Annotated in this window: 12 protein-coding genes; 6 read left to right on the top strand and 6 right to left on the bottom strand. The window is 68.3% G+C overall.

Translation table 11 applies throughout. From position 1 onward, the window contains the following. Window positions 1-23 precede the first annotated feature (23 nt). Window positions 24-4,151, top strand: a complete 4,128-nt coding sequence (gene hrpA, locus LKD76_RS11430) for an ATP-dependent RNA helicase HrpA (RefSeq protein WP_227981001.1) — start codon at window positions 24-26, stop codon at window positions 4,149-4,151. Here the strand turns inward: hrpA and nrdR are convergent, their stop codons facing one another. The 3 genes from nrdR to LKD76_RS11415 form a co-directional block, all read right to left on the bottom strand. After that, window positions 4,152-4,628 (bottom strand): transcriptional regulator NrdR, encoded by a 477-nt coding sequence (gene nrdR, locus LKD76_RS11425; RefSeq protein ID WP_227981000.1) that lies wholly within the window; start codon window positions 4,626-4,628, stop codon window positions 4,152-4,154. It lies immediately after the preceding gene. A 130-nt stretch (window positions 4,629-4,758) separates the two neighbouring features. Then, window positions 4,759-6,012, bottom strand: a complete 1,254-nt coding sequence (locus LKD76_RS11420) for a hypothetical protein (RefSeq protein WP_227980999.1) — start codon at window positions 6,010-6,012, stop codon at window positions 4,759-4,761. Between the two features lie 152 nt (window positions 6,013-6,164). After that, window positions 6,165-6,659, bottom strand: coding sequence for a LysM peptidoglycan-binding domain-containing protein (locus tag LKD76_RS11415; RefSeq protein WP_227980998.1), 495 nt, complete (start codon window positions 6,657-6,659; stop codon window positions 6,165-6,167). Window positions 6,660-6,905: 246 nt separating this feature from the next. Here LKD76_RS11415 and lexA point away from each other — a divergent pair, with 246 nt between their 5' ends. Further along, complete coding sequence (gene lexA, locus LKD76_RS11410) at window positions 6,906-7,676, top strand: transcriptional repressor LexA (protein WP_227980997.1); 771 nt, start codon at window positions 6,906-6,908, stop codon at window positions 7,674-7,676. A gap of 14 nt (window positions 7,677-7,690) precedes the next feature. On the opposite strand, the gene LKD76_RS11405 is transcribed toward lexA, so the two are convergent. Further along, window positions 7,691-8,695 carry a cytochrome c oxidase assembly protein gene (locus tag LKD76_RS11405; protein ID WP_372465786.1) on the bottom strand — a complete coding sequence of 335 codons (1,005 nt, stop codon included), beginning with the start codon at window positions 8,693-8,695 and terminating at the stop codon, window positions 7,691-7,693. A gap of 59 nt (window positions 8,696-8,754) precedes the next feature. After that, window positions 8,755-9,762, bottom strand: a complete 1,008-nt coding sequence (locus LKD76_RS11400; RefSeq protein WP_227980996.1) for a cation diffusion facilitator family transporter — start codon at window positions 9,760-9,762, stop codon at window positions 8,755-8,757. A gap of 359 nt (window positions 9,763-10,121) precedes the next feature. On the opposite strand from LKD76_RS11400, the gene LKD76_RS11395 reads away from it, so the two are divergent. From LKD76_RS11395 to LKD76_RS11385, 3 genes are all read left to right on the top strand, one after another. Then, complete coding sequence (locus tag LKD76_RS11395; RefSeq protein ID WP_227980995.1) at window positions 10,122-10,457, top strand: histone-like nucleoid-structuring protein Lsr2; 336 nt, start codon at window positions 10,122-10,124, stop codon at window positions 10,455-10,457. A gap of 173 nt (window positions 10,458-10,630) precedes the next feature. After that, window positions 10,631-11,929 (top strand): sensor domain-containing diguanylate cyclase, encoded by a 1,299-nt coding sequence (locus LKD76_RS11390; RefSeq protein WP_227980994.1) that lies wholly within the window; start codon window positions 10,631-10,633, stop codon window positions 11,927-11,929. Between the two features lie 4 nt (window positions 11,930-11,933). After that, window positions 11,934-12,746 (top strand): SAM-dependent methyltransferase, encoded by an 813-nt coding sequence (locus LKD76_RS11385; RefSeq protein ID WP_227980993.1) that lies wholly within the window; start codon window positions 11,934-11,936, stop codon window positions 12,744-12,746. A gap of 33 nt (window positions 12,747-12,779) precedes the next feature. On the opposite strand, the gene LKD76_RS11380 is transcribed toward LKD76_RS11385, so the two are convergent. Next, window positions 12,780-13,775 carry an alpha/beta hydrolase gene (locus tag LKD76_RS11380; protein WP_227980992.1) on the bottom strand — a complete coding sequence of 332 codons (996 nt, stop codon included), beginning with the start codon at window positions 13,773-13,775 and terminating at the stop codon, window positions 12,780-12,782. A 267-nt stretch (window positions 13,776-14,042) separates the two neighbouring features. Here LKD76_RS11380 and LKD76_RS11375 point away from each other — a divergent pair, with 267 nt between their 5' ends. Then, window positions 14,043-16,130: an AMP-binding protein gene (locus LKD76_RS11375; RefSeq protein WP_227980991.1), complete on the top strand. Its 2,088-nt coding sequence runs from the start codon at window positions 14,043-14,045 to the stop codon at window positions 16,128-16,130. The last annotated feature ends 1 nt before the right edge of the window (window position 16,131 follow it).

The following is a 16,131-nucleotide window of genomic DNA, read 5'->3' as shown; positions in this document are numbered from 1 at the left end:
GTTTCGCTACGCTGGTCGATGCAATGACCTCGACTGCCGCCCTCACCCGCGAACTCCGCGCTCGCCTGGCCGACCTCACCCTCCGCGACGAACACCGGCTACGCCGGCGGCTGGACAAGGCGCGCGGAAACGACGGCGAGATCGAACGCCTGGACCGGGAGATCACGGCCGCGCAGACGCGGATCGAGGCTCGCCGCAACGCCGTCCCGGTGATCCGCTATCCCGAGCAGCTGCCGGTGTCGGCGCACCGCGACGATATCGCCGCCGCCATCGCCGCTCACCAGGTCGTCGTCATCGCCGGTGAGACCGGATCCGGTAAGACCACCCAGATCCCCAAGATCTGCCTGGAACTCGGGCGCGGCATCCGCGGCACCATCGGGCACACCCAGCCGCGCCGGCTGGCGGCGCGGACCGTCGCCGAACGCATCGCGGACGAACTCGGGACCGAACTCGGTGATGTGGTCGGCTACACGGTGCGATTCACCGATCAGGCCTCCGATCGCACCCTGGTCAAATTGATGACCGACGGCATCCTGCTGGCCGAGATCCAGCGCGACCGCCTCCTGCGCCGATACGACACGATCATCATCGATGAGGCGCACGAGCGCAGTCTCAATATCGACTTCCTGCTGGGCTACCTCAGATCGCTGCTGCCCCAGCGTCCCGATCTGAAGGTGATCATCACCTCGGCGACCATCGATCCAGAACTGTTCGCCCGGCATTTCGCCGATCCGGTCACCGGTGATCCCGCACCGATCGTCGAGGTGTCGGGCCGCTCCTATCCGGTCGAGATCCGGTATCGCCCACTGGCGCCGGAGATGACGGCCACCGCCGACGAGGACGATCTCGACGAGGACGCGGCCGAGATCCCGCCACGGCGGGGTCGCGCACCAGCCCGCGGCGGCGCGGAGGCCCGCGACCAGACCGATGCCATCGGCGACGCGGTGCGCGAACTGCTCGCCGAGGGCGACGGCGATGTGCTGGTGTTCCTGTCCGGTGAACGCGAGATTCGCGACACCGCCGATACGCTGCGCGATCTGAAGTTGCCGCGCACCGAGATCGTGCCGCTGTACGCACGCTTGTCGGCGGCCGAGCAGCATCGGGTGTTCCAGGCGCACACCGGCCGCAGGGTGGTGCTGGCCACCAACGTCGCCGAGACCTCCCTGACGGTGCCGGGCATTCGATATGTCGTGGATCCCGGCACCGCTCGTATCTCGCGGTATTCGATGCGCACCAAGGTGCAGCGCCTGCCGATCGAACCGATCTCCCAGGCCTCGGCCCGTCAGCGTTCCGGCCGCTGTGGCCGTGTCGCGGACGGCATCTGCATTCGCCTCTACTCCGAGGAGGATTTCGAGGCGCGCCCCACCTTCACCGAACCGGAGATCCTGCGTACGAATCTGGCTGCGGTCATCCTGCAGATGACCGCGCTGGGGCTGGGCGATATCGAGAGTTTCCCCTTCGTCGAGGCGCCGGATCGACGGGCGATTCGCGACGGTATCGCGCTGCTGCTGGAACTGGGCGCACTCGGCCGCCGCACCGGTGACGCACCCGAACGCCCACCTCGCCGCCGCGGCCGCGGCGGGCGCTCCGGCGAGGGCGCATCCCGGGTCGACGGTCACGTGCGCGCTCCCGAGGGCGGCGACGATCTCGAGTTGACCGCGGTCGGCCGGCAGATGGCGCAGTTACCGGTCGATCCGCGGATGGCGCGCATGCTGGTCGCCGCCGAGGCCAACGGGTGCCTGGCCGAGGTCCTGGTGATCGTGGCCGCGCTCTCGATTCAGGATGTGCGGGAACGGCCCGCCGAATTCCAGCAGGCCGCCGACACCAAACATGCCCGGTTCACCGTCGAGGGCTCGGACTTCCTGGCCTACCTGCGGCTCTGGGACTATCTACGCGGACAGCGGAAGACCCTGTCCTCCAATCAGTTCCGCCGCATGTGCCGCGACGAGTTCCTGCACTACCTGCGCATTCGGGAGTGGCAGGACCTGCAGGGCCAACTGCGCACCATCACCCGAGGGCTGGGCTGGGCGGCCGCCGAGTCGATTGCCGCACAACCCGATCCGCACTCGCTGCCGTGGGACGGCGACGCGATCCATCGCGCACTCCTGGCCGGAATGCTGTCGCATATCGGAGTGCGCGAGGCCGAATCGCGCGAATTCCTCGGCGCGCGGGGCGCGAAGTTCATGGTGTTCCCCGGTTCGTCGCTGGCGAAGAAACCACCGCGCTGGGTGATGGCGGCCGAACTGGTCGAAACCTCACGGCTGTGGGGCCGGATGGCGGCGCGGATCGAACCCGAATGGGCCGAACGTCTCGCCGGGGATCTGGTCAAACGCAATTATTCCGAACCGCATTGGTCATCGCGGCGCGGCGCGACGATGGCCTATGAGCGCGTCACCCTCTACGGAATCCCACTGGTCACCCAGCGCCGGGTCGACTTCGGGCGCATCGACGCGCAACTGGCCCGCGAGCTGTTCATCCGCCATGCGCTGGTCCAGGGCGAATGGCAGACGCGGCACCGGTTCTTCCAGCGCAATCGCGATCTGCTCGACGATGTGGCCGATCTGGAACATCGGGCCCGCCGTCGCGACATCCTCGTCGACGATCAGGTCCTGTTCGATTTCTACGATCAGCGCGTGCCCGCCGACGTGGTGTCGGTACGACATTTCGACAGCTGGTGGCGCAAGGCCGGACGCGAGAACCCGGAACTTCTCGACTTCTCCGCGGCGACCGTGGTCAACGCACAGGCGGCGACTCTGGATCCGGCCGCCTACCCCGACAGCTGGCGACAGGGTGAACTGACGTTCCGCCTCACCTACCAGTTCGAACCGGGCCAGGCCGATGACGGCGTGACCGTCCACATCCCGGTCGCGCAGCTGGCCCACGTGCGCGCGGTCGGCTTCGACTGGCTGGTTCCCGGGATGCGGGAGGAACTGGCCGCGGCGCTGATCAAGACCCTGCCGAAACAGCTGCGCCGCAGCGTGGTTCCGGCGCCCGACTTCGCCCGAGCGGCCCTCGCGCGCCTCACCGCCCGGGCCGAACCACTGCGCACGGGCCTGGCGCGAGAACTGTCCGCGCTGGCATCGGTGTCGATCGCTCCGGCCGATCTGGATCCCGCCGCACTCCCCGACCATCTGCGAATGACCTTCGCGGTCACCGGACCCGACGACGCGGTCCTGGCCCGGGGCAAGAGCCTGGCGGCCTTGAAGACACAGCTGGCGCAGCAGGTTTCACATTCGGTGGCCGAGGCCACCAGTGCGGCCGAACGCCCGGCCGCCACGGTCTGGACCGCGCAGACCCTGGGCACCGTGCCGCAGACGATCCGGCGTGACGTCGGCGGGCAAACCATCACCGGCTATCCGGCACTGGTCAGCGAGGGCGACGGAGTCTCGGTGCGGGTGCTGTCGTCACCGGCCGCGCAGCGGGCCGCGATGCGAATCGGTACCCGGGTGCTGCTGCTGCGCGAACTGCCGACCGCGCAGCGGTCGGTGACCTCCGGCCTGTCGGCCACCGATCGTCTCGCGCTGAGCCAGAATCCGTACGGCTCGCTGGATGCGCTGGTCGAGGACTGCCGCGCGTGCGCCGCCGATGAACTCATCGCCTCGCACGGCGGGCCGGTCCGCGATCCGGACCGATTCACCCACCTCGTCGACCGGGTCCGTCCCGAGTTCCCGGGCGCGGTCGCGCGCGTTCTCGCGTTGGTGGTGCCGATTCTGGCAGCGGCGCACCAGGTGCGAACAGCCCTGTCCGACACCACCGATCGCGATGTCGCCGACGATGTCGCGGGTCAACTCGACGAGCTGGTCTTCGCGGGGTTCATCGGCGAGTTCGGCAGTGCTCGGCTGCGCGAGATCCCGCGCTATCTCCAGGCCGCGGAGGCGCGAGTGCGGGCCCTGCCGGCATCGGCCGATCGCGACCGGCAGGGGGCGGCCGAACTCGACCGGGTGCACGCGGCATATGCCCGGCTCCTCGACCGGCTGCCCGAGCCGCGGCGAACCGCTGCCGACGTCACCGAGATCTGGTGGATGATCGAGGAGCTGCGGGTGAGCCTGTTCGCCCAGCAGCTGGGCACGCCCTATCCGGTCTCGGCCAAGCGGATACTCAAGGCGATGGACGGCATCACCGCGGCGCCCGCCCCCACGCGGCCCCGCTGATCATTCGGCGCCGGCGGCCACCGATCGCTCGGTGCGATGACGGCGCAGCTCGGCGATCTCGCGTTCGAAATCGTCGGCGGAGCTGAAGGACCGGTAGACCGAGGCGAATCGCAGATAGGCGACCTCGTCGAGATCGCGCAGCGGCCCGAGGATGGCCAAACCGACCTCGTGGCTGGGCACCTCGGGAGATCCCTTGGCTCGCACGGCGTCTTCGACCTGCTGAGCGAGCAGGTTCAGCGCGTCGTCGTCGACCTCGCGTCCCTGACATGCTCGGCGGACACCGCGGATCACCTTCTCCCGGCTGAACGGTTCGGTGACACCGCTGCGTTTGACCACCGAAAGAATCGCGGTCTCGACCGTGGTGAAGCGGCGCCCGCACTGCGGGCACGCGCGACGGCGCCTGATCGCGATACCTTCCTCGGCCTCACGCGAGTCGACCACCCGCGAATCCGGGTGCCGACAGTACGGGCAATGCATCCGGGATCCTTTGTCGATGCCTGCGTCGGTCCGTGGCGAACCCGCTACGGTCACCACGTATGTCCTGAGCCTTTTCAGGATACCCGGACGGCACGCAGGTCGGCCCACGCGGACCCGGTACCACCGCCGCTCAGCCCGTCACTTGCCATCGACTCGTCAAATCGGTGAGCAGATCCGGCAGGCGGCTCAGCAGCCGGCCCGCGGCCAGATCGGCGGAAAAGGGCACCGACAGTACGCGCTGCGCGAAGGCCGGATCGGACTGCATACCTTCATAACAGGGCACCAGGTCGCCGGTGATGTAGGTCCATCGCGGCCCCCGATCGGCCCAGTTGAAATCCGGCAGCGGCGTGCGCAGTGACATCGTCCGGCCGTCGACCACCGCGGTGACCGTGGTCGGTGCGAACACGCCGGGCGCACGCACGCCCGGCACCGCGGGTTTGGCCGCCACGGTGCTGACATAGGTCATCACCCGGCCGAGTGCGCCTCGCCCCTGCGCGGTCGCATCCCATTGGTCGGCGATGATCTGATTCTGCTCGCGATCGGTCATTCGCATCAGTGCGTCGTCGTATCCGGCGCCGGTACCCGTGGCCAGCGACCGCCACGCCTGCACGGCGTTGTCATCGAGGACCCCGGCGGCGTACATCTCCTCGATCGCGGGCAGGCCCCCGGCGAGGTACGCCTCGTGCATCGGTACCTGGTCGAGGAAGATGTGCTTCTGCATGATCATCAGGCGGGTCTGGAACCACGCCAGATCGTCGGCGGTCAGCCGGGACCCCTCGGTGGCGAGCAACCGAATGTCCGGCGGCAGCAGGGCAACCAGTTGCGGGGGTGTCACCCGCAACAGATCGGCGACCGCGTCACCGAGCTGATGGATTCCCGGAACGCTGAGAATCGTTCCGACATCGCTCATATCGAAGAATCCCGAAGCGAACGAACCGCCGGCGAGCCCGGCCAGCCCGGTCCAGTAGAACTCCGGATGGGTGGTGGTGAGCCGCAGATAGTTCACATAGACCTGGGTGAATGTCCGCGAATTCGCCGCCACGCCCCGGTCGGGATCCCATGTGGCCAGATCGATATCGGCATTCCCGGTGGCCACGACCAGCCAATACTGATGCAGCAGTGCCGCATAGCGCCGAGGCGCGACCCCGTCGGCGCGGGCTTGCTCGACAGCCGATCGCAGCGTCGGAACATCGAGCGGCAGTTCCGGATTCAGGCCCCCGGCACCGGCGCCCTCGCCGTTGACCACCGGGATGTCCAGATAGGCAGTGTAGGCGGCCTCGGCCCGTACGGCCGGCATCGCGATACAGGTGAGCGCTAGGCAGGTGAGCAGGCCGGCCGCGCGGGCCAGTAACCGCACCTGCGCCGGATAGGGGGTGTGCACCATGGTGGCTGATCCTCGAAATCCGTTGTCGGCGAATGTTGCCCCGATCACATTTCGAGCACAGTAGCAACATGTTCCAATCCTGGATCAACAAATCCGGCCAGCCGGATCCATCGGGATACCGAGCCCGCGAACCCGAGGCACCGCCCCGGCGGTTACCGCGGCGCGGGCACGAGCAGCGTGCGCCCGGCGACGACCTCCGTCCCACGCAGTCCGTTGAGGTCGACGATCTGGGATACGGTGTCGCGCACCGGATCCGCGGGCGCCACCCGCTGGGCTACCTCGGACAGCGACTCCCCCGGCTGCACCTGAACGGTCTGGGTCGCCGCCGGTGCGGCCGCGATGCGCAGGTGCGCGAGCCCGATCAGCCCGCACACCGCCGCGGCCGTGATCAGGGCCGTGACCGCCAGGGTGGCCAGCCCGACGCGCGCCTGTTCCACAGTGCGAATCGGATGCGGACCGCGCACCGGGAGGGTAGCGGCGACCCGGTCGTAGCCGATACCGCCCCGGGGCCGGCGCAGCCCGCCGGGATGCCGCGAATCCGCCGGACGTCCGGCGGGCCGTCCCGGTCGCGCGGTACGGCCGGGAACGCTTCCGACCGATTCGTTCCGACTGTCGATCACGCTGAATTCTGCGACCGCGGTACGCATCTGACGACCTCCAAGAGTGATGTGCGGAGTGGATCACCGGATCTGAGAGTGGGGGCGTATTCGATCATCTGTTCGACGAACTGATGTTCGAATTTCTACCACGCGGAGCCGACGATGTCACCAGACGCGCCGACATACGTCGAACAGATGTTTGAAACCTGGCCGCGGTCGGACTACATTCGAACCACGCGATCCGGCGACGCCCGGCACAACCCGACAGACATCCACGAACGGAGGACGGCGAGCGTGAGCGAACGTACGGTGGTCGGAAACGAGGAGGCGGCCGCGAGCGGTCGAGTCCCTCCCGGCGGTGCCGCGGCGTCGGCCGGTGATACCGAATCCCCCGGCACCGGCGCGGATCTCACCGTCCGCCAGCGCAAGGTGCTCGAGGTCATCCGGACCTCGGTCAGCGAGCGGGGCTACCCGCCGAGCATCCGGGAGATCGGCGATGCGGTCGGATTGACCTCCACCTCGTCGGTGGCCCATCAACTGCGCGCCCTCGAGCGCAAGGGCTATCTGCGCCGCGACCCCAATCGGCCCCGGGCCGTCGACGTGCGCGGCCTGGACGAGACGGCCCTGCGAGCCGCCGGCGCGCCCGCCACATTGCGCGCGGTCGCGACGGAAGCCTCCGAGGCCACTCCGGTCCCCACCTACGTACCGGTTCTGGGCCGGATCGCCGCCGGTGGCCCGATCCTGGCCGAACAAGCCGTCGAGGACGTGTTCCCGCTGCCACGCGAACTGGTCGGCGAGGGTTCGCTGTTCCTGTTGAAGGTCGTCGGCGAGTCGATGGTCGACGCGGCCATCTGCGACGGCGACTGGGTGGTGGTCCGTCAGCAGAACGTCGCCGACAACGGCGATATCGTCGCGGCGATGATCGATGGCGAGGCCACGGTCAAGACGTTCAAACGCACCGGTGATCAGGTATGGCTGATTCCGCACAACCCGCTGTTCGATCCGATCGACGGAAACGACGCCCAGATCCTGGGCAAGGTGGTCACGGTCATTCGCAAGATCTGACCGGCGGTGCCCGGTCAACGCCGGAATCGGTCGCGTAACACCGGATCGTGCTCCCACCACAAACCGCTCTGAATCGGTTCCTCCGCATCCGTTTTCGCCGCTACCGGCACGGATGCGGAGGAACGCGCGGCCACGACGCCACCCCGGTCGGCCGAATCCCGTTCGGCGGCATCGAGTTCGGCATCCAGACGGGCCGCGGCGCGCTGTTCGTCGGCGGCCCAGGAACGCATCAGGGTCAACAGATACGGCAGGCCCAGAACATCGCCGAGCACCCAGATGATGCCCGCGGCGATGATCTGGTCCATCCGCAGATCCGGCCCCCAGGTCCGGCCTACCTCGGTGTAGTAGTCCACCGCGACGAGCGGTCCCAACCACAGCACCAGACCCAGCACGCCGTCGGCCAATGATTCGAAGACGGTGATCAGCAGCGATACGGCCTGGGAATAGCGATGCGGCACCGGATCGGTCTGCAACCGCGAATAGAAGTACAGAAAGCCCACCGCCACCAGTAGCACACGGGTGAGGGCGTCGAGCCCGCCGTGTCGCAACACGGCCTCGTACCACGGTGTCAGCACCAGCAGCCACGGTGTGGCGAGCATGGCCACGGACGTGACCAGCGGATAGGTCGATATTCTGGCCGGCGCCGATGCGAGCACCCGGTCCACGCGGGCCCGGCCGGCCGGGCCGAGTGCCTCGCGCAGCACGGTCACCGGTCGCCCGGCCGCCAGGCCGAACGGCACCACGTACAGCAGCAACAGAATCTGTAGTGCCCGGACCCAGAACAGAGTGCCCGAGTACACACCGACGACGCCGACACCGCTGAGCAACCACACGCCGAGACCGGCCAGGCCGAAGACCCAGCCGCGGCCCGCGGATTCGGTGCTGCCGTTGCGCACCGCCCGCCGGCGGGCCAGCCCGTAGCCCGCTCCCAGCGCGGCGGTCACCAGCACGGTCGAGGTGTCCCAGCGCCATTGCTCGGCGATGGAGTGCACGGTCAGCGGCGTGTCGATCCATCCCACGGCAGCCAGTATCCACCGCCGATTCCGCCGGGTGCGCGCCGGTCCGGACCGGTGTCCGGTTAGTGCCGATTACCGCTTTCGTGGGCGTGCGCGCCGGTCTGCGGGCGGTGCGCGGGTCCGTGCGACTGCGCGCAGTGATCGCTGGACCCGGTGCCGAGTTCGATCAGTTCGGGCTGCGCGTGGTCGACCTGCAGGGTGGCGTGTTCGATGTGATGGTCGGCGGCGAGCCAGCCCGCCAGATCCTGGCGCACCGCGTGGCAGTCGCGCCCGGGCTCGACCAGGACATGGGCCGACAGCGCGGGAGAACCCGAGGTGATCTCCCAGATATGCAGATCGTGCACCTCGACCACACCCGCGCGCGCGGCCATCCCGACACCGACCGCGGCGGGGTCGATATCGGCCGGGGCGGCCTCGAGAAAGATGCGGCTCGACGCGCGGACCAGCCCGACTCCGGCCTTCACCATCAACGCGACGACCACCAGCGTCGCGATGGCGTCGGCGCGTTCGAAGCCGGTGGTCATGACGATCAGCCCGGCCACCGCCGTCGCGATGAACGCGTAGAGGTCGGTGAGAATGTGCTGGAAGGCGCCCTCGACATTGAGACTGCTCCGGTTCGCCCGCGAAATCATCCAGGTGGCAAGGAGATTCACCACGACGCCCACCAGTGCCGTCACCAGCACCAGCCCGCCGCTCACATCGGGCGGGCTGATCAGGCGACGGATCGCCTCGTACAGCAGCCATCCCGACAGCACCAGCAGGGTCAGGCCGTTGGCTTGCGCCGACAGAATTTCCACACGCTTCCAGCCGAAGGTCATTCGCCCAGCCGGCGGCCTGGCGGCCAGCCGGATCGCCCACAGCGCCAGCGCGATGGAGGCGGCGTCGGTGAGCATGTGCGCGGCATCCGACAGCAGGGCCAGCGAGCCGGCGAGCACACCGACGACCACCTCACCGAGGAGGAAGGCCACGATGACCGCGAGCGCACCCGCCAGCCAGCGCCGATCGCTGTCCGGGGTCGCGTGCGCATGGCTGTGCGTATGGCCCGAGCCGTGTGTATGTCCGGCGCCCATGCCCTGCACTCCTCTCCGTCGGGTGTCGATCGCCATCGTATGCACACATCACTATGTATGCAATATCCACCACTTCTCCCCCTCCGGACTTGCTACCGCACCGACCGGGTCGCGCGGCAGCGGATGCCGACCGAACGGTACGGGAAGACCGAACTCGGGTTTGCCCTGCGCCCCCGCCGGCATTCCGATAACGCATTGTGAGTGACTCGCAAATTGCATCGCGGTCGATTCTTTTCCACATTCCGGGAACATTCACCATCGGAAACGCCCGAATAGCACCGGATTCACTACGGCCGCGCTGACTACGGTACGGTATACACAATCCCAGTTGCTCCGTGTCAGTGCGAAAGGGCTCGATCATGGCCAAGAAAGTCACCGTCACACTCATCGATGATTACGACGGGAAGTCCAAAGCGGATGAGACCGTGCAGTTCTCGATCGACGGTGTGGCGTATGAAATCGACCTGTCGACATTGAATGCCGGGAAGCTCCGGGGCGCGCTGGAACCGTGGACCGAAAAGTCCCGCAAGGTCGGCCGGTTGAAGGCGGGCGGGGGTACCCGGGCGAAGTCCGCGGCCGATCGCGAGCAGACCGTGGCGATCCGGGAATGGGCCAAGAAACACGGCTATAACGTGTCGGCCCGCGGTCGTATTTCGTCCGAGGTTGTCGCCGCCTATCACAAAGCGAGCAAGTAGCCGGCATCCGATCTTTCCGGGAAAGATCACATAAGTATCGAGCGGGTCCGCAGCATCACGCCACAGTCGTGATCTTGCGGACCCGTTCGGCACGGTAACCTTGATCTCCGGTTCGGCACCACGCCGTACTCACAAGTCGCTGGGGAGTAGTTCCGAGGGCGGGGTTGGTGTGCATGACAGGGGCAGCCGAAATCGGGGAGCTGGCACGGCGCTGGCGTATCGCGGTCGCCGACACCGGTTTCGTTCCCATGTCGATGCGCGAACTCGATCAGCTGCTGCTGGGATTGTTACAGCAACTGATCGTGCTGCTCGAGACCGAACCGTTCGATGCCGCACCCGCCGCTGCCGTCGGCGCGGCCCTGGTGCGCGCCAATCTCACCGATCCGCAGGTGCTGGCCCGCTCGACTCGCAGCCTCGAACCGCTGGCCACCACCTGGTTCCCACCCGGTGACCGGGTAATCGCGGCCCTCGGCGAGCTGGCCCGCGGATATACCGAGGAATTGCTGGCCACCCGAGCACACCACCAGGAAATGCTGCACGCGGCGATGGCCGAAGCACGCAATGCGGCCGAGGCGAGATTCCGCGTGGTATTCGACAATGCCGCGATCGCGATCGGGATCGGTGATGCCGAGGGCCGCGTCGTCGATGTCAATCCCGCCATGGCGGCCATGCTCGGCGTCGGCCGCGAGTATCTGCTCGAGCGCGGGGTCGCCGAACTGGTACATCCCGATGATCGCGCCGAATTACGCCGGCGGGTGCTGGATGATCTGCTGACCGCGGGGTCGGGCACCGTCCGTATGGAATTGCGCTATACGCGCCCCGAGGGCATCAACGGCTGGGCCACCTGGGCGATCACCCTGGTGCCGGCCACGGGTGGTCGCGCCGCCTATCTGCTGGTGGTCGGCGAGGACACCACACAGCGCCGGGAATTGCAGGCCGAATTGCATCGCCAGGCCCGGCACGACCCACTGACCGGACTTCCCAACCGGCGGCAATTGGTCGAGGTGCTGTCGGGAATCAGCGCCGAGGCGGGACCGCACGACCGTATCGGGCTCTGTTTCATCGATCTGGACGGATTCAAATCGGTCAACGACACCTACGGTCACGGCGTGGGCGATCGGCTGCTGGCGGCGGTCGCGAGCCGGTTGTCGGCCGGGGTCCCCACGGTACTGCTGGCCCGGGTCGGGGGCGACGAATTCGTCGCCCTGCTCCGCCCGCCGTGCGATACCGAGCGCATCGCGACGATCGCCGAGCAATTGTTGGACGCCCTGGCCGCGCCCATTCCGGTCGGCGACCACTCTCTCGGGATCTCGGCGTGCATCGGCGCGATCGTGACCCCGGTGGCCGGCGCCGACGCCGAGCGACTGCTCGACGCCGCCGACGCCGGTCTCTACCGGGCCAAGGCGAGCGGGCGCAATCAATGGGTCCTGCAGGCGGCGGATGTCCCGGCCCGTGTGCGCCGCCTAGGATAGGGCAGTGCAACCTCTGTTACCCGACTGGGCGGCCGACGATATCGACCCCCAGATTCCCAGCCCCGCACGGGTTTACGACTTTCTGCTGGGCGGATTCGCCAATTTCGAGGTGGACCGCGCGGTGGCCGAGCGGATGATCGAGGTCATCCCGGAGGTACCGCGCACCGCCCGCGCCAATCGCGCGTTCCTGCAGCGTGCGGTCGGTTTCCTCGCCGCGGCCGGAGTCGACCAGTTCCTCGATCTGGGGTCCGGAATCCCGACCGCGGGTAACGTCCACGAAATTGCGCAACGGGTCACGCCGCGAGCCCGGGTGGTCTATGTCGATATCGATCCGGTAGCGGTGACGATGAGCCGCCAATTGCTGGCCGACAACCCGCACGCGACCGCCGTGCACGGCGATTTCACCGATATCGACGGGGTGCTGGAACATCCGCAGGTACGCGATCTCATCGATTTCGACCGGCCGGTGGCGGTGCTGATGGTGTCGATGCTGCATTTCGTCGACGACGACACATTGGCCGCGACGGTGTTCGAGCGCCTGCGCGCGACGATCGCGCCGGGCAGCTATCTCGCGCTGTCACATCTGACCGGTGAGGGTCCGCCCGAGCAGATGGACCGCATGCTGGCGGTCACCGAGAGCGTCACCGGCCGCGGCGACCGGCTGCGCACCCGGGCGGAGATCATGGAGCTACTGGGTGATCTGGAACTGGTCGAGCCGGGTTTGGAGTACCTGGCGCACTGGCGGCCGGACCCGGACGAACCGTTGCCCGAGGTCCGCCCGCTCGATGGCTACGCGGGTGTCGCTCGCAAACGGTGAATACTCCCCGCCACGCAGGGGGTACACCGGCGGTCAACCGGCCAGCGCGCGTTCGAAATCCGGCCACGCATCGTGTAATGACCGCTGCCAGTAGGGCCAGGCGTGCAGGCCACCGGGTGTGTATCGGTAGGTCGCGGGAATCCCGGCGCGCTCGGTCGCGTCCTGCAGGCGCCGGGTGCATTGTGCGACTACCGATTCCAGCATGCCGCCCCCGGCCGGATCGTCGACGGCCGGCGCTGCGGGCTCGGCTCCGGCCGCCGGGGCGCCCGCGGTGACGTACAGCTCGGTCCCGCGCAACTTCTCCAGATTCACGGCCGCGGTGGGGTCGGCCGCCGCCCAGCCGGGAGCGCCGTCGGGTCCCCACATGTTCCAGGGATTACCTCCCCCCGAGGCCACCACGGCCTGGACGAAGCGGCGTCCCGGATCGGAGCCGGTCTGCGCGCACCCGCTGAAGGAGCCGACCGCCGCGTAGAGTCCGGGCGCCGACTCGGCCAGCGCGAGCACCGAGGTCGCCGACATCGATACTCCCGCAATGGCATTGCGGCCCGATGCGTGCAAGGCGGCATCCACGAGCGGCGGCAGCTCACGGGTCAGGAAGGTCGTCCACTTGTTGCGGCCCAGCACCGGATCATCGGCCTGCCAGTCGGTGTAGTAGGTGTAGCGGCCGTCGAGGATGTTCACGACCGTCACGTCCCGATCCGCGGTGAAGGCATCGATATCGGTTCGGGTGCCCCACGAGGTTTCGGCGCCGCCGGGGCCGATGCCGTCCTCGGCGCCGTCGAGCAGGTACAGCACCGGACTCGGGCCCGACGGGTGCGCGGGCCGCAGCACCCGCAGCGTGACAGTTCGGTTCATCGCCGCCGAGTACACGGTGAGGGTGGCGTGGCGCGCGTCGGTGTCGACGATCCGGTCGATCCGGGAGCCGTCCGAGTTCACGGCCGCGGCCGGCCCGCTCGACAGCGTCACCGCGGCCGCCACCGTGGTGACCGCGGCGCACAACGCGGCCCAGTACCCGGTTCTCCTGCTCATCCCGCTCACCCGTCCTCGTCCGGCACCGCCCCCGGCATCGTCGCGGCACGAGGCATCCGCAAGATCAACGATCGATGTCGGCGCGACGTTCCGGTCCGGGCCTGCGACACACGTCACGCGGCCGAGGGAGACCGGTCAACTCACAACGGGTTCGCGCCTCGCTCCGGGAATTGTCACAAGGCACCTTCTGCGCGAAATCAATCCCGGTTACAAAGGAGTTCCCGCCGGGTGTGCTCGAAGAACCGGCCCGCGAGAAGTGTAATGAAGGTGACTACCGAGGTTTTCGACACCGCAGTCGAGCTGCCGGTCGCACGCAGCACCGTATGGGAGCTGCTGATCGACCCGCAGCTGTATCCGCGCATCTTCACCGGAATCGGCGCCTGCGACCGGCTCGAGACGATCGCCGGCGCACCACTGTGGCAACTACGAATCGGCACCGTCGACACCGAGATCCGGACGTTGTCACTGACGGTGCGCCTCGGCCGGCCCGGGGAGAGTTTCGAACTGTACTGCGCGGCCACGGGCAGTTTCGCCTCCGTGCGGCTGCGCGATATCGAGGGCGGCACCCGTGTCGTGATCACCTGCTTCGCCGCGGGGCGGGTGCATCCGGTCGCGAGCGCCACGCCCACCGCTGAGGTAGTGGCCTGGCTCGACGCCGGCCTGCGGCGTCTGCGCGAATTGACCATGGCCGCACCGACTTCGGTGATCGTCAACGGGGAGAACGCTCCGCTGCGGCGGCGCGCGGAAGTAGCCCGGCGCATTCTCGGCACCGGCGTCGTACACACCGCGCGACCGGATCGCAGCGTCGGACAGCTGCGCGGGCTGGCCCGGTGGGGATTCAATCTGGCCGGCGGTTACGCCGCGGCGGCCGCGCATTCCCCCGACCGGATCGCCATCGTCGACGACGAACGCAGCCGCACCTTCGCCGAGATCGACCGGCGCAGTACCGCACTCGCCGCCGGGATGGCCACCCTGGGCCTGCGCAGTGGTGACGCGATCGGATTGCTCGCGCACAATCACGCCGGCATGGTCGAAACCATGGTCGCGGCCGGCAAACTCGGGGTGGACACGATCTTGCTGAACGCCGGGCTCTCGGCACGGCGGATCGAGGAGATCGTCCAGCGGCATCGGCTGGCGCACGTATTCGTCGACGCCGCGCTGGAATCACTGATCCACTATCTGCACGCCGATATCGCGCGCATCGCCACCGACGCGGGTGCCCCCGGCCGCACCACGATCGAGGATCTGCTCGATCGAGGCGCCGACGGCTTCGACAAGCCCGCGCGACCGGGACGGCTGATCGTGCTGACCTCGGGCACCAGCGGCACCCCGAAGGGCGCCCGGCGTCCGCACGCGAAGGGTTTCGCCACCGTCGCCGCGTTGCTGTCGCGCATTCCGTTGCGCATGAACGACACCATGCTCATTCCGGCGCCGCTGTTCCACACCTGGGGCCTGGCCGCACTGCAGCTGAGTACGGCGCTGCGGGCCACCGTCGTCCTGCCGGCGCAGTTCGATGCCCGAGACACCCTCGAGCGCGTCGCCGAGCATCGGATCGGCACGCTGATCCTGGTGCCGACGATGGTGCAGCGGATCCTGGATCTGCCGACCCCAGTGCGGGCCCGCTACGACACCTCGCACCTACGGGTGGTGGCCAGCTGCGGCGCCCCGCTGGCCGGGGCGACGGTACTGCGCTTCGCCGACTGCTACGGCGATGTGCTCTACAACGTCTACGGATCGACCGAGGTCTCCTGGGCGACCATCGCCACTCCCGAGGATCTGCGGACCGCACCGACCACCGCCGGGCGTCCGCCCCTCGGCACCAGGATCGCGGTGCTGGGGCCGGATCGGACGCCGGTGCCGATCGGTGCGACCGGACGTATCTACGTCCGCAATCACATGCTGTTCGACGGCTACGTCAACTCGGCGCCACCGGACGAGACCGACGGCATGCTCGATACCGGGGATCTGGGGTACCTGAACGCCGACGGCCGCCTGTTCATCGCCGGCCGTGACGACGAGATGATCATCTCCGGGGGTGAGAACGTCTTCCCGCGGCCGGTGGAGGAAGCGCTGTCCCATCTGCCGCAGATCACCGATGTGGCCGTGGTGGGCGTACCGGACCGCGAATTCGGGCAGCGCTTGGCGGCGTTCATCGTCAAGCGGGAGGGTTCGGGTCTGGACCCGGACATGATCCGCACCTACGTCCGGAACCGGCTCAGCCGCTTCTCGGTGCCGCGCGATGTCACCTTCCTGTCCGCGCTGCCGCGCGGGGAGACCGGCAAGGTGCTGAAGCGATTACTCATCGGCGGACCCGCCGAACTGGCCGGTCCGTCCCGGCCGGCGACCGGGTTGTGAC

The organism is Nocardia spumae, from assembly GCF_020733635.1.
GTDB lineage: Bacteria > Actinomycetota > Actinomycetes > Mycobacteriales > Mycobacteriaceae > Nocardia > Nocardia spumae.
Note: the sequence above shows the minus strand (reverse complement) of the source record. Positions and strands in the feature narration are given on the sequence as shown.

What these genes read in the sequence shown, in the direction of transcription:
- nrdR (WP_227981000.1), bottom strand. Translation starts at nt 4,628, where the DNA reads ATGCATTGCCCGTACTGTCGGCACCCGGATTCGCGGGTGGTCGACTCG.
- LKD76_RS11415 (WP_227980998.1), bottom strand. Translation starts at nt 6,659, where the DNA reads ATGCGTACCGCGGTCGCAGAATTCAGCGTGATCGACAGTCGGAACGAA.
- hrpA (WP_227981001.1), top strand. Translation starts at nt 24, where the DNA reads ATGACCTCGACTGCCGCCCTCACCCGCGAACTCCGCGCTCGCCTGGCC.
- LKD76_RS11395 (WP_227980995.1), top strand. Translation starts at nt 10,122, where the DNA reads ATGGCCAAGAAAGTCACCGTCACACTCATCGATGATTACGACGGGAAG.
- LKD76_RS11380 (WP_227980992.1), bottom strand. Translation starts at nt 13,775, where the DNA reads ATGAGCAGGAGAACCGGGTACTGGGCCGCGTTGTGCGCCGCGGTCACC.
- LKD76_RS11390 (WP_227980994.1), top strand. Translation starts at nt 10,631, where the DNA reads ATGACAGGGGCAGCCGAAATCGGGGAGCTGGCACGGCGCTGGCGTATC.
- LKD76_RS11400 (WP_227980996.1), bottom strand. Translation starts at nt 9,762, where the DNA reads ATGGGCGCCGGACATACACACGGCTCGGGCCATACGCACAGCCATGCG.
- LKD76_RS11420 (WP_227980999.1), bottom strand. Translation starts at nt 6,012, where the DNA reads ATGGTGCACACCCCCTATCCGGCGCAGGTGCGGTTACTGGCCCGCGCG.